This is a genomic window from Intrasporangium flavum (genome assembly GCF_001956915.1).
Classification (GTDB): domain Bacteria; phylum Actinomycetota; class Actinomycetes; order Actinomycetales; family Dermatophilaceae; genus Monashia; species Monashia flava.
Map to the genome: position 1 here is coordinate 120,200 of NZ_MLJO01000008.1, position 20,637 is coordinate 140,836.

The window sequence follows — 20,637 nt, forward strand, 5'->3', positions numbered from 1 at the left end:
GCCAGGAGGCACGCACCACGAGGAGAGGAGAGCGGGATGCGCCGCTGCTTCATGTCACCCGAGCAGGTCACCCACACCTGCGTACCGGACATGGAGCACCTTGGACACCCCACCCACCTCACCGGTGCGCCCGCGCACCACCAACCTCGGGATCCTCGCCCACGTTGACGCGGGCAAGACGAGCCTGACCGAGCGTCTCCTGCTGCACGCCGGCGTCATCGCCGAGCTCGGGAGCGTCGACGCCGGCAGCACCCGCACCGACACCCTCGCGCTCGAGCGCGCCCGCGGCATCACGATCAAGGCGGCGGTCGTCTCGTTCGAGCTGCCCGACCCGCTCACGCCGGCGCAGCCGTTGACGGTCAACCTCGTCGACACCCCGGGCCACTCCGACTTCATCGCCGAGGTCGAGCGCTCGCTCGCCGTCCTCGACGGCGCGGTGCTCGTCGTGTCGGCGGTCGAGGGCGTGCAGGCCCAGACGCGCGTCCTCTGGCGGGCGTTGCGCCGCCTGCGCATCCCGACGGTCCTGTTCGTCAACAAGCTCGACCGAGCGGGCGCGTGCACCGACACCGTGCTGCGCCAGGTGCGTGACCGGCTCGGCTTGACGCCCGTGCTGCTGTCACGCCCCGTCGACGAGGGCGCGCGGGCCGCGTCGGTCGTCCCGGACGGGCTGGCGGCCCTCGGCCTGGCGCGGTCCGACGACGCCCGATCTGACGACCGACGCGTCACCGAACGGCTCGTCGAGGCACTGTCCGACGTAGACGAGGACCCCGACGACCTCGTCGCCGACTGGCTCGACCGGCCGGACACGGTCGACGCGGCCCGGCTCCGGGCGGCGCTCGGCGCCCGGACGGCCACCGGGCGGGCCTGCCCGGTGCTCGTCGGGTCGGCGATCACCGGCGCCGGCGTCGCGGATCTCGCGGCGGCCCTGCCCCGGCTCCTCCCGGCCGGCACGCCCGATGCCGACGCGCCCCTGGCCGGCACGGTCTTCGCCGTCCAGCGCGGGCCGGCCGGCGAGAAGGTCGCGCTCGTCGACGTCACCTCGGGCTCGCTCGCCGTCCGCGACCGCGTCCTCGTCCACGACGGGCGGGCGGTGGAGTCCGGCCACGACCACGAGCCGTGGGAGGAGCGGGTCACGGGGCTCGACGTCCACGCGTTGGGCGGGGTCCGGCGCACCGGGCGCGTGTCCGCGGGCCACATCGCGCGGGTCGTCGGCCTCGAACGGGCCCGCATCGGCGACCTCGTCGGTGATGCCCGGGTCGCCCGCCCGCTCGTGCACGAGTTCTCGCCGCCGACGCTCGAGACCGTGGTCGAGCCGGTCGACCCCGACGCCCGGTCCGCGCTGCACACGGCCCTGACGCGGCTGGCCGAGCAGGACCCGCTCATCGACCTGCGCCACGACGAGCTGCGCGGCGAGACCCACGTGTCGCTCTACGGCGAGGTGCAGAAGGAGGTCATCGGCGCGACGCTCGAGGCCGAGCACGGCGTCGCGGCCACCTTCAGCACGACCAGCGTCATCTGCCGCGAGCGCGTCGTCGGGTCGGGGGCCGCGCACGAGCTCATCGGCGTCGCGCCCAACCCGTTCCTGGCCACCGTCGGCCTGCGCGTCGACGCCGCCCCGGCCGGCACGGGCGTCCGGTTCGCCCTCGAGGTCGAGCTCGGCTCGATGCCGCCGGCGTTCTTCACCGCGGTCGAGGAGACCGTGCACGCGACGCTCGGCCAGGGGCTGCACGGCTGGGCGGTCACCGACTGCGTCGTGACGATGACGCACTCGGGGTACTACCCGCGGCAGAGCCACATGCACCAGAAGTTCGACAAGTCGATGAGCAGCACGGCGGGCGACTTCCGGGGCCTCACCCCGCTCGTGCTCATGGAGGCGCTGCGCCTGGCGGGCACGACGGTCGAGGAGCCGTTCCACCGCTTCGACCTCGAGGTGCCGAGCGACGTGCTCGGCGCGACGCTGACGATGCTCGCGCACGTGCGGGCGACGCCGGACGGCACGACGGTGCTCGGCGACGTCACGCGGCTGCGCGGCGAGGTGCCGGCCGAGCGGCTGCACGAGCTGCAGCAGCGGGTGCCGGGTCTCACGAGCGGGCTCGGCGACCTCGCCACGGGCTTCGACGGCTACCGGCCGGTGGCCGGCGCGCCACCCTCGCGCCCGCGCACCGACCACGACCCGCTGCACCGGCGCGAGTACCTGCTCCGGGTGGCGGGCAAGCTGTGAACGGGCTCAGGCGGTGGCGGCGCGGAGGGCCTCGAGCACGCGCCGGTCGATGCCGTCGGGGCTGAGCCGGGCCTCGTAGTTGGCGTTGCCGGCCCAGTCGGCGAGGGCGGTGGGCAGGTCGGGCGCGCCGCCGTCGCCGACGGGGTGCCCGGCCTGCGCGAGCCGGTCGGCGACCTCGTCCCCGAGGGGCCCGGTCAGCGCCTGGACGCCCTCGGGCCGGCCGAAGTACATCTCCCACTCGTCGAGGAGGCGGCCGAGCTCGGTGACGGGGTCGGCGTGGTCGTCGACGCGCAGGTCGGCGAGCACGCCGGACGCGTCGTAGCCCGTGCCGGGCTCGACGGCGTAGACGGCCGCGCTCTGCCGGCCGCGTGAGTCCCCGCCCGCGGCGTCGCCGGCGACGAGCGCCGCGAGGAGCCGCCTCGCCAGGCCCTGCCCAGCGGAGGCGTGCCACGCCTGCTCCATCGCCTCGACGACCTCCGGGCCGGTGAGGATGTTGCCCTGGATCGCGTACGCGGTGTCGCCGTCGTCGCGCGCCACGCCCCCGGCCCACGGGTTGCACTCGCGGCCGGTGAACGTCGCGGCGCTCGCGACGCCGACGACCCCGACCTGACGCGTCTCGCGGCCGTCGTCGAGGGCGGTGGCCTCCTCGAGCGCCGACGCGGCGTCCTCACCGGTGCCGAGGCGCGCGAGCAGCTCGCCGAGGTAGGCGACTCGGGCGTAGGACTGCGTGGCGACGGCCCCGGTGCCGAGGCGGGCGCCGGGCACGACGGCGCCGACCGCGAGGAACTTGCTCGCGACGGCGACGCCGTAGGCCTCACCCTGCCGGGCGACGATCGAGAAGGTCACGGCGTCCGGCCCTCAGGCGTAGACGTGCGGGGCCAGGGTGCCGACGCAGCGCAGGTTGCGGTACTTCTCGGCGTAGTCGAGGCCGTAGCCGACGACGAACTCGTTGGGGATGTCGAAGCCGACGTACTTGACCGGGATGTCGACCTTGACGACGTCGGGCTTGCGCAGCAGCGTGCAGATCTCGACCGAGGCCGGGTTGCGCGACTCGAGGTTCGACTTGATCCACGAGAGCGTCAGGCCCGAGTCGATGATGTCCTCGACGATGAGCACGTGCCGGTTCGTGATGTCGGTGTCGAGGTCCTTGAGGATCCGCACGACACCCGAGGACTTCGTGCCCGAGCCGTACGACGACACGGCCATCCAGTCCATCGGCGCGGTGCCTGGCAGGGCACGCATGAGGTCGGCCATGACGACGACCGCCCCCTTGAGGACGCCGACGAGCAGGAACTCCTTGCCCTCGTAGTCCTTCCAGATCTCCTCTGCGAGCTCGGCGAGACGGGCCTGGATCTGCTCCTCGGTGAGCAGTACCTGGGCCAGGTCGTCGCCCATGTGCTCGTGGTCCACGGGGGCTCCTTCGCGGGGTGGTGCGTGGTGGTGCGGGGACGCGCACGGACGTGCGGACCCATTCAACAGCAGCGGGGCCGATGCGTCGCCCCCACCCCGCGACGGCCCGGCCGGCCACGGGTCAGCCGGCGGCGTCGAGGGCGGTGAAGCGGATGGCGCCCCGCTCGCGCGCCACGGCGATGCCGCCCGGCACGTGGAGCGGGCCCTGGCCGTGCCACGAGGTGAGCAGCGCGTCGAGCGACTCGACGTGGGCGGCGCTGACGTCGGCGAGCGGCGCCCCGGCCTCGGCCGCGAGCAGCCGCCAGACGCGGGTGCGCAGCGCCCGCGGCAGCGCCGAGAGGGCCTCGAGGTCGACCCCGCCGCCCGGGGCCTCGGGCAGCCCGGCGCGGGCCTGGCGGGCGAGCGTCTCGAGGTAGTCGGCGTCCTCGCGCAGCAGGTCGGCGCTACGGGCCAGCGCCGCGCCGAACCCGGGCCCGAGCTCGGCCTCGAGCGTGGCGAGCAGGCGACGGGCGCGGACGCGCCGGAAGGTGTCGTCGGCGTTCTGGGGGTCCTCCCACGGCTCGATGCCGTAGGCGGCGCAGGCGGCGAGCGTCGTCGCGCGCGGCAGCGACAGCAGCGGGCGCACGAAGCGTCCGCGACGCGTCGGCATGCCGCTGAGCGAGCGCGCGCCCGACCCCCGCGAGAGGCCGAGGAGCACCTGCTCGGCCTGGTCGTCGCGGGTGTGGCCGATGAGCACGACGTCGGCGCCGAAGCGGGTGGCGACCTCCTCGAAGGCGGCGTACCGGGCGGTGCGGGCGTCGGCCTCGAGGCCCGAGCCGGACGTGCGCACGTCGACGCGCACGACCTCGACGGGGTCCAGGCCCATGCCGAGGCACAGCTCGGCGGCCCCGTCGGCGACGCCGTCCGAGCCGTCCTGCAGGCCGTGGTCGACGACGACGGCGCCGGCCCGCATCCCGGCCCGGGGTGCCTCGAAGGCGAGCGCCCCGGCGAGCGCCACGGAGTCGGGACCCCCCGAGCAGGCCACGAGCACGAGGGCGCCGGGCGGGAGGTCGAGCAGGTGCTCGCGCACGGCGAGGCGGGTGGCGGCGACGGCGGGGTCGGGACCGGGCATGTCGGTGGCGGCTCCCTTGCCTCAGCCGTGGACCCGGCGCACCCAGGCGGCCGGCTCGACGATCTCGGCCGCGCGAGGCAGCGCGTCGGGTGAGGACCACACGGCGTTGAAGCCGTCGCGGCCCACCTGGTCGGTGACGGCCCGCACGAAGACGGCGCCGTCGCGGTACTGGCGCATCTTCGCCTCGAGGCCGAGGAGGCGGCGCAGGATGCGGTCGATGCCGGCCGACCCCTGCCGGCGCTGGTCGAACTTGCGGCGGATGTCGCCGACGCTCGGGATGACCTGCGGGCCCACGTCGTCCATGACGACGTCGGCGTGGCCCTCGAGCAGCGACATGACCGCGGTGAGCTCGGCGATCTTCGCGCGCTGCTCGGGCGTGGCGAGGATCTGCGCGACGCCCTCGCCCGAGCCGAGCACGTCGGGCAGGTTCTTCGTCAGCGCCTCGAGGCGGCGGCTGAGGTCCTCGGGGGTCGGGGCGAGGTCGACGGCGAGCGCCTGCGACTCCCGCACGAGGTGGTCGCGCAGCCACGGGACCGCGGTGAACTGCACGCGGTGGGTCTCCTCGTGCATGGCCACCCAGCGACGGAAGTCCGTGGGGTCGACGCCGAGGCGCCGCTCGGTGGCGACGATGTTCGGGGCGACGAGGAGCAGGCGGGGCGTGCCGCCGGGCGCGAGGTCGTACTGGCCGAGCACCTTGGTGGCGAGGAAGGCGAGCAGGCCGCCCATCTCGGCGCCGGTGACCTTGCCGCCGATCGCCGCGACGGTCGGCGTGGGCATCTTCTTCTTGGCGACCAGCTTGTCGACGACCGGTTCGAGCATCGCCCTGAAGGAGTCGACGTTGGCCCCGATCCAGCCGATGCGGTCGACGACGAGCGGAGGTGGCGCGTCGTCGGGGGCCACGAGGCCGCTCGTCGAGGCGACGGGCCCGACTGCGGACGCGGCTGCCTCGCGCAGGTCGGCGACGATGGCCTCCGCCTCGGCGGGCGTCACCTGCGGACCGGCAGCGACGACGGCGCGGCCGGTGCGCTTGGCGAACTCGTAGTCGACGTACTGCGTGGCCGACCCGTCGGACCCACCACCGGTCGGTCCGGCGCCGCCGGGACCCTCGTTCGTCGCTCCGCCCGTGGCGCTGTTGACGGTCGTGTCGGTCATCGCGGCCCTTCCGGTTCGTGACGGCTCTCGTGACGTCTCGGTCACCGGCCCGATCGGGCCGCGCGGGTGAGGTCGTCGGTGCTCGACGCAGCAGACGACACGTCCCGGGCGGCCCACCGGCCCGTCAGCGACAGCCGCACGCGGCGACGGTCGCTACGAAACGGTCCAACGCGGCCCGGGCGTCGTTGGTTCCCGCCCCGGCGACCATACCCACGAAGACGAGCAGCCGGCCGTCGTCGTCGACGACCGACCCGGCGAGCGCGTTCGCGCCGGTCAGCGTCCCTGTCTTGGCGCGGGCGCGGCCGGCCGCGTCGTGGTCGGAGCCGGTGAAGCGGCCCGCGAGCGTGCCGGTGAGCCCGCTGATCGGCATGCCGTCGAGGGCGCGCCGCAGCACCGGGTGGTGGCCGTCGTAGCCGAGGACGAGCACGTCCGCGAGCAGGTCGGCCCGCACCCGGTTCTCGCGGGAGAGCCCGGACGCGTCGGAGAGGGTGACGCCCGTCGTGTCGAGCCCCAGCGCCCCGACCTGCTGCACGACCCAGGCCCCGACCTCGGGGAACGAGGTGCCGGCGCCGGCGCGGAAGGCCGCCTGGCGAGCGAGGATCTCGGTCAGCGCGTTGTCGCTGTCGGTGAGCGCGAGGGCGAGCTGGTCGCGCACGGGCGCGGACTCGATGCTGCCGAGCACGGTGCCGGGCGCGTACCCGCCCTGCGCCCCCGCGGCGCCGGTCCCGGAGGCGGAGGGCGTACCGGTGGGGGCCGTGGCGTCGAGGGAGGGCGACGGCGTCGGCGTCGGGACGACCGCCGTGTTGTCGGTGGTGGCGCGGCGGGCCAGCGACCCCGGACGCTTCTCCACCGAGACGTCGACGCCGCGACCGCCGAGCAGCTCGGCGAGCCGGTCGCGGACCGAGGCGACGGGGTCGGACAGGGCCGGGTGGCCGGACGTGGCGCGCTGGGTGCTGAGGCCGAGCATCGACACCGGGCCGGTGATGGCGAGGCGGCGGTAGTCGCTGCCCCACGTCGTGGCGAGCAGCGGCCCGTCGGCGTAGGACTCGTCGACCGACAGGCGCACCTTCGTGAGGCCGCGGGCCCTGAGCGACCGGGCCACCTCGTCGGCGAGGTCGCGCAGGCCGGCGCGCCCGGCGACGGCGTCGGGCTCGCCCTTGCCGGGGTTGATGAGCGAGTCGCCGCCGGCCACGAGGACGATCTCGTCGGAGCCGGCGCCGGCCCGCACGACGGTCGAGAGGGTCTCGTCGGCGTGGAACACCTGCCCGATGGCGGCCGCGGACAGCAGCTTGGTCGTCGAGGCCGGGATGCGCAGGGCGGCGCCGTCCTGGTCGAGGAGCACCCGGCCGCTCTGCCCGTCGCGCACGACCAGGGCCGAGTCGCGCAGCGCCGCCGTGCCCCGCACGTCGGCCAGCGCGGCCTCGACGCCGGACGCCGAGGGCGCGGCGGTCTCGCCGGCGAGCGAGGGCAGCGGCTGCGGCACCGAGGTCGACGGCGTCGGCTGCGCCACGAGGGGCAGGGTCCGGGTGCCCGGCGTCTCGGTCGGCGGAGGCGGCGGCAGCGGGGCCGTGGTGAGCACGCCGGGGGCGGCGCCGGCGACGTCGAGCACCGCGTAGCCGAGCAGGATGACGACGGCCGAGCAGATCGCGGCCATCGTGTACGTCATCCCGCGGATCACGGGCTCACCCCTTCTCGCCGGCCGTCTGAGGCGCGACCGGTTTCGCGCAACGGTGGTCGTTGCTGCCAGACTGTCGCGGAAGATTCTGTCAGCCGCCGGCCGCTGCGCCGGCATCGCGGCCCCGCGCCACCCGGCGCGAGCCCGGCCGCCCACCACCGTGTGAAGGGGAAGACGTGGAGTTCGACGTCACCATCGAGATCCCGCGCGGACAGCGCAACAAGTACGAGGTCGACCACGAGACCGGCCGGATCCGCCTCGACCGCTACCTCTTCACGCCCATGGCCTACCCGGCCGACTACGGCTACATCGAGGACTCCCTCGGCGAGGACGGCGACCCGCTCGACGCGCTCGTGCTGCTGCCCGAGCCGCTCTTCCCGGGCGTCGTCGTCGAGTCGCGGCCCATCGGCGTCTTCCACATGACCGACGAGGCCGGCGGCGACGACAAGGTGCTGTGCGTGCCGGTCGACCCGCGCAACGCCCACATCCAGGACATCTCCGACGTCAACGAGTTCACGCTCAAGGAGATCCAGCACTTCTTCGAGCGCTACAAGGACCTCGAGCCCGGCAAGCACGTCGAGGCCTCCGACTGGGGCAACCGCGAGGCCGCCGAGAAGATCATCAGCGAGGCCCTCGAGCGCGCCAAGGAGCAGGGCGTCTCGACGGCCCGCTGGGCCATGCCGCAGGGCCACTGACCCCCGACCCTTCCAGCCGGCCCTCCGTCACCTCACCCGAGGAGGCGGAGGGTCAGCCATGTCGCGAGGGTGAACACGCCGAAGGCGGCGCTGGCGAGCGCCGCCACGGCGCCGGTCGTCCACTCGCGTCCCGGACGCGTCGGGCGGGCCGCCGCCTCCCCCGCCTCGATGCGCTCGCGCAGGGCGTCGAGCCGGTCGGCGAGCTCGGTGGCCGTCGACGGACGGCGGGCGGGGTCATGGGCCAGGGCCGAGCGCAGCAGGGCGTCGAGGTCGGCGGGCGCGCCGACCTCGGCCGCGACCGGGGCGGGGGTCAGCTTCGGGTCGCGCCCGGCGATGCCGGCGAGGCCCGACTCGACGCCGAACGGGGGGCGCTGCACGAGCAACGCGTAGGCCACCGCGCCCACCGCGTACACGTCGGCGCGCTGGTCGAAACCGCTGGTGCCGTGGGCCTGCTCGGGTGCCATGTACGCGGGGGTCCCCGCCGTGACGGTCAGGCCGGACGACTCCGCGAGCGCCTTGGCCATGCCGAGGTCGGCGATGACGACGTGCGGCTCGCCGGTGCGCTCGTCGAGCAGGAGGTTGCCGGGCTTGACGTCGCGGTGCACGACGCCGTGGTCGTGCAGCACCTGCAGGCCGCGGGCGGCCTCGGCGGCGAGGCGCAGGGCCGTCCCGGGAGCGCAGCCGGCCCGGACGACGTCGGCGAGGGTGCCTCCCTCGACGAGGTCCATGACGAAGAACGGGCGGCCGTCGGGCAGCTCGCCGATGTCGTGGACCCGGACGACGCGGTCGTCGCCGATGCGCCGCAGCAGCCGGGCCTCGGCGAGGAACCGGCGGTGGATGTCGAGGTCGGTGGTCCAGTTGTCGGCGAGCACCTTGATGGCGACGGGGACGGACAGGTCGGGGTCGTGCGCGAGCCACACCGTCGCGAACGCCCCTGAACCCAGCCGGTGCCGCAGCTGGTACCGCCCGATAGCCTCCATCGCGGTCCATCATGGTCCATGCCTCGCGTCGGCGCCGTCCACGGGTGCCGTTCCCGGGCAGCCGTTCACACAGGGGTCCAGGGGAAGGACGAGCATGCCGACAGAGGGTCCGACCACCGGGGAGCTCGCTCCCGAGGAGCTGGAGCGCCTGCGTGTGGCGGCGGCCTCGGGTGAGCCGCGCGCGATGGACGACCTCCTGCGCGCCCTCGAGCCGCTCGTCATGCGCCGCTGCGCCCGCTTCCTGCCGCACCGTGCCGACGCGGAGGAGGCGTGCCAGGACGCGCTCGTGTCGGTGGCGCGCAAGCTGGACACGTTCTCCGGCTCGGGCTCGTTCCTCGGCTGGGTGACGGTCGTGGCCTCGAACAGCGCCCGCACGACGTACCGCTCGCTCAAGCGTCGGGGCACCGAGCACCCGGTGGAGTTCCTGCCCGAGCGGGGCGACCCCCGCACCACGAGCGTCATCGCCGGCTCACGCGTCGACCTCCTCGAGGCGCTCGAAGCGCTGGAGGCGGCCAAGCCGCACCTCGTCGACGCGTTCGTGCTGCGCGACCTCGGCGGCCTGCCCTACGACGAGGTGGCCGAGCAGACCGGCGTGCCGCTCGGCACCGCCAAGGCGCGCATCCACGACGCCCGGGTCTTCCTGCGCGAGCGGCTCGTCGAGCGCCTCGGCTGACATGGGGAGTTCTCCCCACAACTTCCGGGCCACCGCACGCATCTCCACCGGTGACCGCCCGGGCCACCCGGCCGGGCCACCACCGCCACAGGAGAGACCATGACCATCACGCGCACCACCGTCGCCGCCGTCCTCGCCTCGGCCGCCGTCGCCGGCGTCGGGGGCGGCATCGCCCTGCACCGGACCGTCGACGCCCCCACGGCCGCGGCCTCGTCGCACGGTCCGGCGACCTCGGCCACCACGCCCGCCACGCCACCCGCCACCCCGCCCGCCACCACGGTCGGCACGACACCCGCCACGACGCCGGCCACGTCGCGCGCCCCCCGGCCCGCGACGCCGGCAACCACCACCCCGCGGGCCACGACGGCCACGGCTCCCGCACCGTCGACGCCGGCGGCGAGCCCGCTGGGCGAGGCCGACCTGCTCGTCGCCGGCGACTACCTCGACGCGGGCTGGTCGCCGGTGCGCATCACGACCGCCGCGGAGGGCGCGGGGCAGGCGACGATCAGCGTCTGCCAGGACCAGAGCCCCGAGCAGGAGGAAGGCATCCGCGCGGTGTTCAGCGGCGTCGCGCAGCGCGACCGCGGGGGCGCCAACCAGTACGTCAAGCAGTTCCGCTCCACCACCGACGCGCGCCGGTCCTTCGACGCCGTCGACGAGTGGCGCACCGCCTGCCCGCAGAACGAGGTGGCGGCGCAGCCCGTGGCCTGGTCCGCGGGGCCGGTCCACCAGGTGCGTCTCGAGGGCGAGGGCGAGGGCCAGTGGTGGGTGCTGCGGATCGTCGACCAGGGCCGCACGTCCTACGAGCTCGTCGCGAACGTGCGCCTCGGCTCGCGCACCTCGGTCGTCGACGCCTACTACGACGGGACCGACACCCCGCCCGACGGAGCCGCTCTCGTCCGGCACTCGGCGGCGCGGCTCGGGTGACGCACGGCACCGGGCCGGACGCGGCTCACGACTGGGCGCGCACCACCTCGGCCAGCGGGGTCCCCGCCCAGCGGTGGGTCAGGTCGTCGCAGACCCGCCGCACGAGGGTGACGAACTCCGGCGCGAGGGGTGTCAGCCGGGTGTCGCGGGCGTGCACGGCCCACAGCTCGCGGTGCAGGCGGGGACGCTCGAGCTCGCGGTGGGTGACGCCGGGGACGGGCCGCGCGGCCATCTGCGAGATGACGGCCACCCCCAGCCCGGTGGCCACGAGGGCCTGGGCGACGTCGTAGCTCTCGGTCTCGAAGGAGATGCTCGGTTCGATGCCGGCACCGGCCGCGGCGGCGTCGAACTGGGCGCGGGCGGCCTCGCCGGCGAGGATCGCGATCCACCGCTCGTCGCGCAGCAGGGCCAGGCGGACGGGTCGGCTCGGTGGTGTGGCGGCGAGGCGGTGGTCGCTCGGCAGGCAGAGTACGAGCGGGTCGCGGAAGAGCGGCGTCGCGACGAGCCAGCCCGGTAGGGGCGGCTCCTCGCCGTAGGTGCCGACGACGGCGACGTCGACCTCGCCGGCCGCCACCTGCTCGCGCAGCGTCGGGCTCGTGCCCTCGACGATCGACAGGTCGCTGTCGGGGAAGCGGTGGCGCAGGGCGGTGACGGCGTCGGGCAGGACACCGAGGGCGGCCGACATGAAGGTGCCGACGCGCAGCCGGCGTGAGACGAGCGTCAGCGCCCCGGACATCGCCGACTCGGCGAGCTCGCACACGGCGTCGACCTCCCGGCCGTGGGCGGCGAGCTGGTGGCCGGCCTCGGTGAGCCGGGCCCCGCGGGAGTCGCGGAGCACGAGCGGCACGCCCCAGTGCCGTTCGGCCCGGGCGACGCGTCCGGTGACCGCGGCCGGCGTGACGCCGAGCTCGGCGGCCGCGCCGGCGAGCGAGCCGTGCGCGTCGATGAGGGCGAACATCCGCAGCTGCTCGGGATCGATGCGCATCAACTGATCTTAATGCTCGCGCTCACTCAGGTGACTTCACTGAATGCCCGTATGCGGGAAGGGTCGGGGTGTGACCACCACGACCGCCGCCCTGGCCGCCTTCCTCCCCGTCGCCGTGACGCTCGTGCTCGTCCCCGGCGTCAACAACCTCGTCGTGCTGCGCGAGACCGTCGCGCGGGGAGTCGCCGGGGGCCTGGCTGCCGTGGCGGGCACGAGCGTCGGCATCCTGGCATGGTCGACGGCGGTGGCGACAGGGCTCGGCGCACTGGCCGCGGCGCACCCGACGGCATTCGCGGGGCTCCGCGCAGCAGGAGCAGCGGTGCTCGTGGTCGGAGGGCTGCACGGGCTGGTGCGCTTGCGTCGGCGCGCGGATCACCCTGTCGCCGTGCAGGTCTCGTCGACTGCACGGCAGAGGACCCCGGGCGGCGGCGCCGCGACGCGCTTCGGGCACCGTGCCGAACGCAGCACGACCATGACCGCGAGCACGAGCTTCCGGGCCGCGGCCGTGACGTCGCTGGCGAACCCGCGCTGCCCCGTCACGGCGGTGTCGGTGCTGCCGCAGTTCGTCGTGCCGGGCCCGACAGCCGTCGTGACGGTGCTGGCGCTGGGAGTGCTCTGGACGACGCTCGCCGGCGTCTGGAACCTCGCGTGCATCGCCCTGGTCCACCGGGGTCGCGCCCTGCTGGCCCGGCCCACCGCCCGACGCGTCGTCGACGGCGTCAGCGCCGCGTCGCTCGTCGCCGTCGGGCTGTCGGTCGCGGCCACCGTCCACGCCTGAGGCCACCCCGGCGCGCCTGCCCCACCCGTCGAGAGGCCACGTTCGGTGGTGTCGGACACGTCGAGAGGCCACGCCGCGTGACGCGGCGTGGCCTCTCGACTGCGGGCAGCCAGCCCTTCGTGGCTTTTCGACGGTTGAAGGGCGGGGCGGGTCAGGCGGCCTCGGCCCCGTCGGCCGTGGCCACCGCGACCGTCTCGCGCGACGGCTCCGGCTCGCGGCCCTTGCGCGGCCGCAGCACGACCGCGGCCACGACGAGCGCGACGAGGGTGAACGTCGCCGAGGTGAGGAACGCGGGCTCGACTCCGGGCACGAAGCGTCCGGGCTCGGCCTGCGAGGCGTAGACGCTGACGATGGCCGCGAGGCCGACGGCCCCGCCGAGCTGCTGCGCCGTCTGGAGCAGGCCCGACACGGTGCCGGCCTGGGCACGGTCGACGCCGCCGAGGACGACGACGGTGACGGGCATGAACACCAGGGCCGCGGAGACGCCGTTGAGCACGAGCGCCCCGAGCAGGTGGGCGGCGTAGGTGCTCGACTCCGAGATGCCGCTGAGCCACACGAAGCTGGCCGTGAGGCCGATCGTGCCGACGAGCATCAGCGCCCGCGGCCCGACCTTGGCCACGAGCCGGGCGCTGACCCGCGAGGTCGCGAAGATCGCGAGGCTCAGGGGCAGGAACGCGGCCCCCGTGGCCACCGGGCTGAACCCGAGGACGAGCTGGAGGTACTGCGTCACGAGGAAGAACGTCGAGAACTGCGCGCCGACGACGAGCGCCATGAGCACCAGGGCACCGGCCCGCGACCGGGCCCGGACGAGGCCGAGCGGCAGGAGCGGGTTGGCGACGCGGCCCTCGGTGCGCACGAACAGGGCCAGCAGGGCCAGGCCCACGGCGAACGAGCCGAGGGTCAGCGGCGAGGTCCAGCCGTGGTCGGGCGCGGAGATGAACCCGTTGACGACGGCCACCGAGCCGAGCGTCGCGGTGATCGCCCCGACGACGTCGAAGCGGCCGCGGACGCGCGGGGTCTCGGTGACGAACCGGCGGGCCAGGACGAGCACGACGGCGCCGATCGGCACGTTGACGAAGAGGGTCCAGTGCCAGCTGACGAAGTCGGTGAGGACCCCGCCGAGGAGCAGGCCGATCGAGGCGCCGGCCGAGGACACGGCGGTGAACAGGGCCAGGCCTCGGTTGCGGGCGGCCTCGTCGGGCGCGCTCGTCGTGACGAGAGCCAGGACGCCGGGGGCCGCGAAGGCGGCGCCGACACCCTGGAGGGTCCGGGCGGCGATGAGCCAGCCCGGCGTCGTGGCCAGGCCTCCGAGGAAGCTCGCGACGGTGAAGACCGCGAGGCCGATCTCGAAGGTGCGCAGGCGCCCGAGGACGTCGCCCAGGCGTCCGCCGAGCAGGAGCAGGCCACCGAAGGCCAGCGTGTAGGCGTTGAGCACCCACGACAGGCCGGCCGGCGTGAAGCCGAGGTCGGTCGCGATGTGCGGCAGCGCGACGTTGACGACGGTGGCGTCGAGCACGAGCATCAGCTGGGCCACGAGCACGATGCCGATGCCGATCGAGGCGCGGCGGGCCGCGCGGTCCCGCGTCGGCTGCGTGGACGAGGTGGGTGCGGTGGAAGCGGTGCTTCGTGGGGAGTGGGTGGTGGTCGACATCAGGGCCTCAGGCTTCGTCGGGGTGGCCGTGCGAGGCGGCCGGCTGGAAGGTCAGGTGCCGCTCGACGCTGAGCGGGTCGCGACGCAGCGGCGTGAACGCCGTGGCGCGGGTACGGGTGCGGACGCCGCCGTCGTGGGTCTCGTGGGCGTCGTGGGCGTCGTGGGCGGTGGTGACCTCGCCGCGCGTCACGAGCGGGGCTCGGTGCGTCGTCGCGAGGTGGGACTGGTGCAGGCGCAGGGCCTGGCGGGTGGGGCGGATCGTGGTCGTCATGCGGCCGGACTCCTCTGGAACGACAGTCGGCGCTACTATTAGCGGAGAACCACTCCGGTTCTGCTCGACCAACAATACGGAGACACTCTCCGTTTTCGCAAGGGGGTTTTCCCGTGACGCCTGCCGACCTCGGCGAGGCGACGCTCGCTCCGTCGCCGGATTCCGTTGCTGCACAGCACGATCCGGCCACCGCAGACCCCGCCGAAAAAAGTGCCAAGCCGGCCCGCCCGATGCGCGCCGACGCCCGTCGCAACTACGACAAGATCCTCGCGACGGCCCGGATCGTCTTCACCGAGCGCGGCACCGACGCCTCCCTCGACGAGATCGCCAGGCGCGCCGGCGTCGGTCCCGGCACCCTCTACCGGCACTTCCCCAACCGTGAGGCGCTCGTCGACGCCCTCATGCAGGACTGGACCGACCGCGTCGCCGCCGACGCCGACACCGCCATCGCCACCGGGGCACCGGCGCGCGAGATGCTCATGGGCTGGTTCGAGCACTTCATCGACCACATCACGCTGCACCGCGGCGCCGCGACGAAGATCTGCGCCGCCATGGACGACCCCAACTCGCCGATGTACCGCAAGTGCCGCGTCATGGGCGAGGCCAACGGACGCGTCGTGTCCCACCTCGACGCCCGTGGCGAGCTGCGCGCCGGCGTCGACGCCGCCAACGTCATGCGCCTCGTCAGCGGCGTCGCGAGCGTCGCCGACACGAGCCACGCCGACCTCGACGTGCGCCCCATGCTCGAGGTCATCGTCGACGGCATCGTCCGCGACTGACGAACCCGTCCGCTCCGGCGGGATTGCCGGCGCGACCCGCGTGGTTGCACGGTCATGACCGTTGACCTGCGCATCTTCACCGAGCCCCAGCAGGGCGCGACGTACGACGACCTCCTCGCGGTCGCCAGGGCGGCCGAGGACCTCGGCTTCTCGGGCTTCTTCCGTTCGGACCACTACCTGGCCATGGGCGGCGACGGCGGACCCGGCCCCACCGACGCGTGGACGACCCTCGCCGGCCTCGCCCGCGACACGAGCACGATCCGCCTCGGCACGCTCGTCACCTCGGCCACCTTCCGCCTGCCCGGGCCCCTGTCGGTGCAGGTGGCCGGCGTCGACCAGATGAGCGGCGGCCGCGTCGAGCTGGGCCTCGGAGCCGGCTGGTTCGAGGCCGAGCACACCGCGTACGGCATCCCCTTCCCGCCGCTGGGCGAGCGCTTCGACCGCCTCGAGGAGCAGCTCGAGGTCGTCACCGGCCTGTGGTCGACGCCGGTCGGGGCGACGTACACGCACGCCGGGAAGCACTACCCCGTCACGGAGTCCCCGGCGCTGACCAAGCCGGTCCAGGAGGGCGGCGTGCCGATCATCGTCGGCGGTGGGGGCAAGCGGCGCACGCCCGCCCTCGCCGCGCGGTTCGCGTCGGAGTTCAACGCCGCCTTCGTGTCGGCCGCCGACTCGAGGCGCCTGTTCGACGGCGTCCGCGCAGCCTGTGCCGACGTCGACCGCAACCCGGACTCGCTGACCTACTCCGTCGCCCAGGTGCTGTGCCTCGGCGAGGACGACGCGACGCTGCGCCGTCGGGCCGGGGCGATCGGCCGTGAGGTCGACGAGCTGCGCGAGAACGGCCTGGCCGGCTCGGCCGCCGAGATCGTCGACAAGCTGGGCGCCTTCGCCGAGGCCGGCGCCCAGCGCGTCTACCTGCAGGTGCTCGACCTCGCCGACCTCGACCACCTGTCCGACGTCGCGACGAAGGTCCTCCCCCAGCTGCGCTGACCGCCCGGCGGGCGGCCCGCCGTGTGACGCGTGGGGCCGCGTGCTCACTCGACGCAGGGGGGGTGGCCACCTCCTCCGTCGAGTGAGCACTGCGCCTCACCCGTCACACGTCTCGTCGACTTGAAATGCATAGGTTATCTATGTAACTTGGGTCGGGTGACCGTTCCGACCACCCTGGGCAACGACCTGCTGCGCTCGGCCGCGCGCCTCTCGCGCTGGGCCAGCCGGCACGCGTCGTTCGACGTGCCCTTCGCGCAGGCCCGCCTGCTCGCCCTCCTCGACGAGCTCGGCCCCTCCCGCGTCAGCGCCCTCGCGGCCGCCGATCACAGCAGCCAGCCGACGATCACCACCCAGCTCCAGCGCCTCGCGGCGTCCGGCTGGGTGCACCGCGCGTCCGACCCCGACGACGCGCGCGCCACGGTGGTCTCCCTCAGCGACGAGGGCCACGCCGCGCTCGAGAGCGTGCGCCGGGCCCGACTGGCCGTCCTGTCCCCCGCCCTCGAGAAGCTCGACGGGCCGGCCCTCGAGCGCGTCCGCGTCGCCATCGACGTCATGGACGAGCTGCTGGCCGCCGCGGCGGACGCCCCCACCCCGCACCACACCCGAAAGGACGGATGACCACCCCCATGTGGCGTCAACCCAAGACCGTCTGGTCGATCGCCTTCGCCTGCGTGATCTCCTTCATGGGCATCGGCCTCGTCGACCCCATCCTCAAGCCGATCGCCGACGAGCTCGGCGCGGGCCCCTCGCAGGTGTCCCTGCTGTTCACCAGCTACCTGGCCGTCATGGGCGTCGCGATGCTCGGCACCGGCTGGGTCAGCAGCCGCGTCGGCGCCAAGCGCACGCTGCTGCTCGGCCTGGCGCTCATCATCGTCGGCTCCGCCCTCGCCGGCAGCCAGGACACCGTCGGCGGGATCGTCGCCTTCCGCGCCCTGTGGGGCCTCGGCAACGCCCTCTTCATCGCCACCGCGCTCGCGACGATCGTCAACGCGGCGTCCGGCTCGGTCAAGCAGGCGATCATCCTCTACGAGGCCGCGCTCGGCGTTGGCATCGCGACCGGCCCGCTGCTCGGCGGCTGGCTCGGCGGCATCTCGTGGCGCTGGCCGTTCTACGGCGTCGCGATCCTCATGGCCGTCGCCTTCATCGCGACCGTCACGACCCTGCCGGCCACCCCGCCCGCATCGCGCCCGACCTCGATCACCGCGCCGCTCAAGGCCCTCGGCCACCGCGGGCTGCTCACCGTCGGCATCACCGCGCTGCTCTACAACTTCGGCTTCTTCACGCTGCTGGCCTTCACCCCGTTCCCGCTCGCCATGGGCGCCCACGAGATCGGCTTCATCTTCTTCGGCTGGGGGCTGCTGCTCGCGATCACCTCGGTGTTCGTGGCGCCGATGATCCAGCGCCGGTTCGGCACCATGGCCGGCATCGTCGGGGCCCTGCTCGGGTTCGCCGTCATCCTCGCGGCGATGGCGATCTGGACGGAGGACAAGACCGTCCTCGTCGTCGGCGTCATCCTCGCCGGCGCCTTCCTCGGCGTGAACAACACGCTCATCACCGAGACCGTCATGAAGGTCGCGCCGGTCGAGCGCGGCGTCGCGTCGGCTGCCTACAGCTTCGTGCGCTTCAGCGGCGGCGCCATCGCCCCGTGGCTGGCCGGCAACCTCGGCGAGAAGTCGATCCACCTGCCGTTCTGGGTCGGCTCGGTCGCCGTCGTGCTCGCCGTCCTCGTGCTGTCGACGGCCCGCCGCATCATCGGCGCCCTCGACGAGGCCCCCGCCCACGGCGCCGAGGAGGTCACCTCCCGCACCGAGGCCGAGGCGCTCACGGTCGGCGACGCCTGACCGACGCCTCCCCCTCCGACGAACGCCGCGCCCCTGCTCAGGGGCGCGGCGTCCGCGTGTCCGCATCGACGCGTCGGCGGCCGCGGACCCGTCCGGGCATACTCTGCGGCATGACCCTCGCCCTCGGCCGCCGACGCGTCGCGCTCGTCGTCGTCGGGCTGCTCGTCGCCGCGCTGGTGCTGCCGATGTTCGTCGGGGTGTTCCGCTGGCTCTCACCGAGCGACCTGCCCGACCGCTCCGACCCGGCCGTGCTCGCCGAGGAGCGCCGCCTCGAGGGGCTCGTCGAGGGCACGCCGCTGTTCACCGAGCTCGGTGCCGGCATCGACTGCCGGGTACGCCTGCTGCGCTCCGAGCCGCCGACGTCGTGGGCCTGGACGGTCTGCGTCAGCGACACCTCGCCGGCGACCTACGCCGTGCCGTTCCGCGTCGACGGCGACCAGGTGAGCTACCCCGACACCGCCGACGCCGAGCAGCAGGTGCGGCAGATGTTCCCGCCCGACCTCGTCGACGTCGCGCTCGGGAGCCCGAACGAGCTCTTCGCCGACCTCGGCATCGACCCCACGGACCTGCCGACGCCCCTGCCGCCGGGCTGAGGCGCCTCGACGTGGCCGGGCCCGGCCACCTGCGCGACCGGGCCCGACGGCGTCACGCCTGGCGGGTCGTCGCGAGACTGCCGGTGCCGGACTCGATGAGGCTCGCCTCAGCGGTGCCGAACCGGATGCCGCGCCGCTCCTTGCCGAAGGCCGTGAGCACGATGACGGCGATGAACACCGGCACGATCGTCGCGGCGAGGGCGAACGGGTAGCCGTGCGAGGTCGCGAGCGCCTCCTGGATCGGCAGGTTGAAGGCGGCCAGGCAGTTGCCGAGCTGGTAGGTGACGCCGGGGTAGAACCCGCGGATCTCGTCGGGCGACAGCTCGGTCAGGTGGGCCGGGATGACGCCCCAGGCGCCCTGGACCATGACCTGCATGAGGAACGACCCGAGCGCGAGCATGCCGGCGGTCTGCGAGAAGGCGAAGAGCGGGACGATCGGCAGGCCGAGCACCGCGCAGGTGATGATGACGACCTTGCGCCCGTACCGCTCCGACAGCGCGCCGGCCACGGCCCCGCCGGCGATGGCGCCGACGTTGTAGATGACGGCGATCCACGTGGCGGTGCTCTTGGCGAGCCCGGCGCCGCCCTCCTCGGTCGCCTTGAGGAAGGTCGGGTAGACGTCCTGGGTGCCGTGACTCATCCAGTTGAACGCCGTCATGAGCAGCACGAGGAAGACGAAGCGGCGCCAGATGGCCGGGTTGGCGAGCAGCTGGCGCACCGACGTGCTCGTCTGGCGGACCCGCTCGTTGGCGTTCTGCCACACCTCCGACTCGACGACGCGCGAGCGGATGATGAAGGTGATGGTGGCCGGGATGATCGACAGCGCGAACATCCAGCGCCACGACAGCCCGAGCCACGAGCTGACGACGAGGAAGGCGAGCGAGGCAAGCAGGTAGCCCATCGAGTAGCCGCCCTGCAGGATCCCGGAGAAGAACCCGCGACGCTCGGTCGGCAGCTTCTCCATCGCGAGCGCCGCCCCGAGACCCCACTCGCCGCCCATGCCGATGCCGTAGAGCATCCGCAGCACCATGAGCACCCCGAAGTTCGGCGCGAACGCGCAGAGGAAGCCGACGACGCTGTAGAACGCGACGCAGGTCATGAGCGGGACGCGGCGGCCGCGTCGGTCGGCCCAGAAGCCGAAGACGAACGCGCCGACCGGACGCATGACGAGCGTCATCGTCGTGATGAAGGCCATCTGCGGCAGCGACTTGCCGAAGTCCTTGGCGATGTCGGCGTAGATGAGGACGACGAGGAAGTAGTCGAAGGCGTCCATGGCCCAGCCGAGGTAGGCGGCGGCGAACGAGTTGCGTTGGTCCGGGGTCAGTTTCGTGCGGGCTTGCGTCGGCGCTGCCATGCGACCTCCCTGTCGTCATGGGACGCCGGGATGTCCGGCGTGCCCGCTCTCGACCCGATACCTCCCGGCTGGGAAAACGCTGGGAACGAGCGGGGGAACGGGCGTCGGAGGGGCGTGGGAGGGGCGTGGGAGGGGCGCCGGAGGGGGCCCGCCGGACGCGTCAGCGGAGCAGGTCGGCCAGGCCGGTGTCGCCGCGGCGCCGGGGACCGCCGCGCACGTCGTAGGAGTCGAGGAGCAGCTCGGCGAGCTCGCGGGCGTCGAGCCGGTCGAGGCGGGCCCACATCGTGACGCGGTAGCGGAAGGTGTCGATGCGCACGAAGGTGTCGCGCCGCTCGGCGAGCGCCGGCCCGGTGTCCATCTCGTCGGTCCACACCTGCACCAGCTCGCGGCCGGCGTCGTCCCACCGCAGCCGGGCGAACGGGTGCCGGCCGGCGAACCACGCCGGCGAGCCCTCGTGCGCCTGCCCCTGCTCGGCGCCGGGAAGGCGTCCGCACATGAGGTCCACGTCGGCCCACGTCGCCATGCCCGCACCGTACCCGCCCGGTCGGTCC

General features: G+C 74.2%; 21 protein-coding genes. 10 read left to right on the forward strand and 11 right to left on the reverse strand.

Annotated elements, in window-relative coordinates; translation table 11 throughout:
• Positions 1-124: 124 nt before the first annotated feature.
• Positions 125-2,221 carry a GTP-binding protein gene (locus BIV28_RS07190; protein WP_076260549.1) on the forward strand — a complete coding sequence of 699 codons (2,097 nt, stop codon included), beginning with the start codon at positions 125-127 and terminating at the stop codon, positions 2,219-2,221.
• Between the two features lie 6 nt (positions 2,222-2,227).
• On the opposite strand, the gene BIV28_RS07195 is transcribed toward BIV28_RS07190, so the two are convergent.
• From BIV28_RS07195 to BIV28_RS07215, 5 genes are all read right to left on the reverse strand, one after another.
• Positions 2,228-3,067, reverse strand: coding sequence for a DUF1028 domain-containing protein (locus tag BIV28_RS07195; protein ID WP_076260551.1), 840 nt, complete (start codon positions 3,065-3,067; stop codon positions 2,228-2,230).
• A 12-nt stretch (positions 3,068-3,079) separates the two neighbouring features.
• Positions 3,080-3,631 (reverse strand): hypoxanthine phosphoribosyltransferase, encoded by a 552-nt coding sequence (gene hpt, locus BIV28_RS07200; protein WP_076260552.1) that lies wholly within the window; start codon positions 3,629-3,631, stop codon positions 3,080-3,082.
• Positions 3,632-3,752: 121 nt separating this feature from the next.
• Positions 3,753-4,742, reverse strand: coding sequence for a tRNA lysidine(34) synthetase TilS (gene tilS, locus BIV28_RS07205; RefSeq protein ID WP_076260554.1), 990 nt, complete (start codon positions 4,740-4,742; stop codon positions 3,753-3,755).
• A gap of 21 nt (positions 4,743-4,763) precedes the next feature.
• Positions 4,764-5,894 (reverse strand): zinc-dependent metalloprotease, encoded by a 1,131-nt coding sequence (locus BIV28_RS07210; protein ID WP_076260555.1) that lies wholly within the window; start codon positions 5,892-5,894, stop codon positions 4,764-4,766.
• A gap of 124 nt (positions 5,895-6,018) precedes the next feature.
• On the reverse strand, positions 6,019-7,572 hold the full coding sequence (locus BIV28_RS07215) for a D-alanyl-D-alanine carboxypeptidase/D-alanyl-D-alanine-endopeptidase (RefSeq protein WP_242652817.1): 1,554 nt from the start codon (positions 7,570-7,572) through the stop codon (positions 6,019-6,021).
• Between the two features lie 173 nt (positions 7,573-7,745).
• Here BIV28_RS07215 and BIV28_RS07220 point away from each other — a divergent pair, with 173 nt between their 5' ends.
• Positions 7,746-8,264: an inorganic diphosphatase gene (locus tag BIV28_RS07220; RefSeq protein ID WP_076260558.1), complete on the forward strand. Its 519-nt coding sequence runs from the start codon at positions 7,746-7,748 to the stop codon at positions 8,262-8,264.
• Between the two features lie 32 nt (positions 8,265-8,296).
• Here BIV28_RS07220 and BIV28_RS07225 read toward each other — a convergent pair whose 3' ends face one another.
• Positions 8,297-9,244 carry a serine/threonine-protein kinase gene (locus tag BIV28_RS07225; RefSeq protein ID WP_076260560.1) on the reverse strand — a complete coding sequence of 316 codons (948 nt, stop codon included), beginning with the start codon at positions 9,242-9,244 and terminating at the stop codon, positions 8,297-8,299.
• Between the two features lie 94 nt (positions 9,245-9,338).
• Between BIV28_RS07225 and BIV28_RS07230 the strand changes: the two genes are divergently transcribed.
• Both BIV28_RS07230 and BIV28_RS19935 read left to right on the forward strand, forming a co-directional pair.
• Positions 9,339-9,917 carry an RNA polymerase sigma factor gene (locus BIV28_RS07230; RefSeq protein ID WP_076260561.1) on the forward strand — a complete coding sequence of 193 codons (579 nt, stop codon included), beginning with the start codon at positions 9,339-9,341 and terminating at the stop codon, positions 9,915-9,917.
• A 99-nt stretch (positions 9,918-10,016) separates the two neighbouring features.
• Complete coding sequence (locus BIV28_RS19935) at positions 10,017-10,844, forward strand: hypothetical protein (protein WP_076260563.1); 828 nt, start codon at positions 10,017-10,019, stop codon at positions 10,842-10,844.
• Between the two features lie 25 nt (positions 10,845-10,869).
• Here the strand turns inward: BIV28_RS19935 and BIV28_RS07240 are convergent, their stop codons facing one another.
• Positions 10,870-11,829 (reverse strand): LysR family transcriptional regulator, encoded by a 960-nt coding sequence (locus BIV28_RS07240; protein WP_076260565.1) that lies wholly within the window; start codon positions 11,827-11,829, stop codon positions 10,870-10,872.
• Positions 11,830-11,899: 70 nt separating this feature from the next.
• Here BIV28_RS07240 and BIV28_RS07245 point away from each other — a divergent pair, with 70 nt between their 5' ends.
• The gene (locus tag BIV28_RS07245; RefSeq protein ID WP_076260567.1) at positions 11,900-12,607 is read left to right on the forward strand and encodes a LysE family translocator; all 708 of its coding nucleotides are present in this window, start codon (positions 11,900-11,902) and stop codon (positions 12,605-12,607) included.
• A 151-nt stretch (positions 12,608-12,758) separates the two neighbouring features.
• On the opposite strand, the gene BIV28_RS07250 is transcribed toward BIV28_RS07245, so the two are convergent.
• Both BIV28_RS07250 and BIV28_RS07255 read right to left on the reverse strand, forming a co-directional pair.
• The gene (locus BIV28_RS07250) at positions 12,759-14,258 is read right to left on the reverse strand and encodes an MFS transporter (RefSeq protein WP_076260568.1); all 1,500 of its coding nucleotides are present in this window, start codon (positions 14,256-14,258) and stop codon (positions 12,759-12,761) included.
• Positions 14,259-14,265: 7 nt separating this feature from the next.
• The gene (locus BIV28_RS07255) at positions 14,266-14,529 is read right to left on the reverse strand and encodes a hypothetical protein (protein ID WP_076260570.1); all 264 of its coding nucleotides are present in this window, start codon (positions 14,527-14,529) and stop codon (positions 14,266-14,268) included.
• A gap of 113 nt (positions 14,530-14,642) precedes the next feature.
• Here BIV28_RS07255 and BIV28_RS07260 point away from each other — a divergent pair, with 113 nt between their 5' ends.
• The 5 genes from BIV28_RS07260 to BIV28_RS07280 all read left to right on the forward strand — a co-directional run bounded on the left by BIV28_RS07260 (position 14,643) and on the right by BIV28_RS07280 (position 18,732).
• Positions 14,643-15,308, forward strand: a complete 666-nt coding sequence (locus BIV28_RS07260) for a TetR/AcrR family transcriptional regulator (RefSeq protein WP_242652819.1) — start codon at positions 14,643-14,645, stop codon at positions 15,306-15,308.
• A gap of 54 nt (positions 15,309-15,362) precedes the next feature.
• Positions 15,363-16,298, forward strand: a complete 936-nt coding sequence (locus tag BIV28_RS07265; protein WP_076260573.1) for an LLM class F420-dependent oxidoreductase — start codon at positions 15,363-15,365, stop codon at positions 16,296-16,298.
• A gap of 156 nt (positions 16,299-16,454) precedes the next feature.
• Positions 16,455-16,916, forward strand: a complete 462-nt coding sequence (locus BIV28_RS07270) for a MarR family winged helix-turn-helix transcriptional regulator (protein WP_076260574.1) — start codon at positions 16,455-16,457, stop codon at positions 16,914-16,916.
• Positions 16,913-18,139, forward strand: coding sequence for an MFS transporter (locus BIV28_RS07275; RefSeq protein WP_083707122.1), 1,227 nt, complete (start codon positions 16,913-16,915; stop codon positions 18,137-18,139). The genes BIV28_RS07270 and BIV28_RS07275 overlap by 4 nt, the downstream gene beginning before the upstream one ends.
• A gap of 110 nt (positions 18,140-18,249) precedes the next feature.
• Positions 18,250-18,732 (forward strand): hypothetical protein, encoded by a 483-nt coding sequence (locus BIV28_RS07280; protein WP_076260576.1) that lies wholly within the window; start codon positions 18,250-18,252, stop codon positions 18,730-18,732.
• 52 nt (positions 18,733-18,784) lie between these two features.
• Here the strand turns inward: BIV28_RS07280 and BIV28_RS07285 are convergent, their stop codons facing one another.
• The gene (locus BIV28_RS07285; RefSeq protein ID WP_076260577.1) at positions 18,785-20,086 is read right to left on the reverse strand and encodes an MFS transporter; all 1,302 of its coding nucleotides are present in this window, start codon (positions 20,084-20,086) and stop codon (positions 18,785-18,787) included.
• Positions 20,087-20,246: 160 nt separating this feature from the next.
• Positions 20,247-20,609 (reverse strand): MmcQ/YjbR family DNA-binding protein, encoded by a 363-nt coding sequence (locus BIV28_RS07290; RefSeq protein WP_076260579.1) that lies wholly within the window; start codon positions 20,607-20,609, stop codon positions 20,247-20,249.
• Between the last annotated feature and the right edge of the window lie 28 nt (positions 20,610-20,637).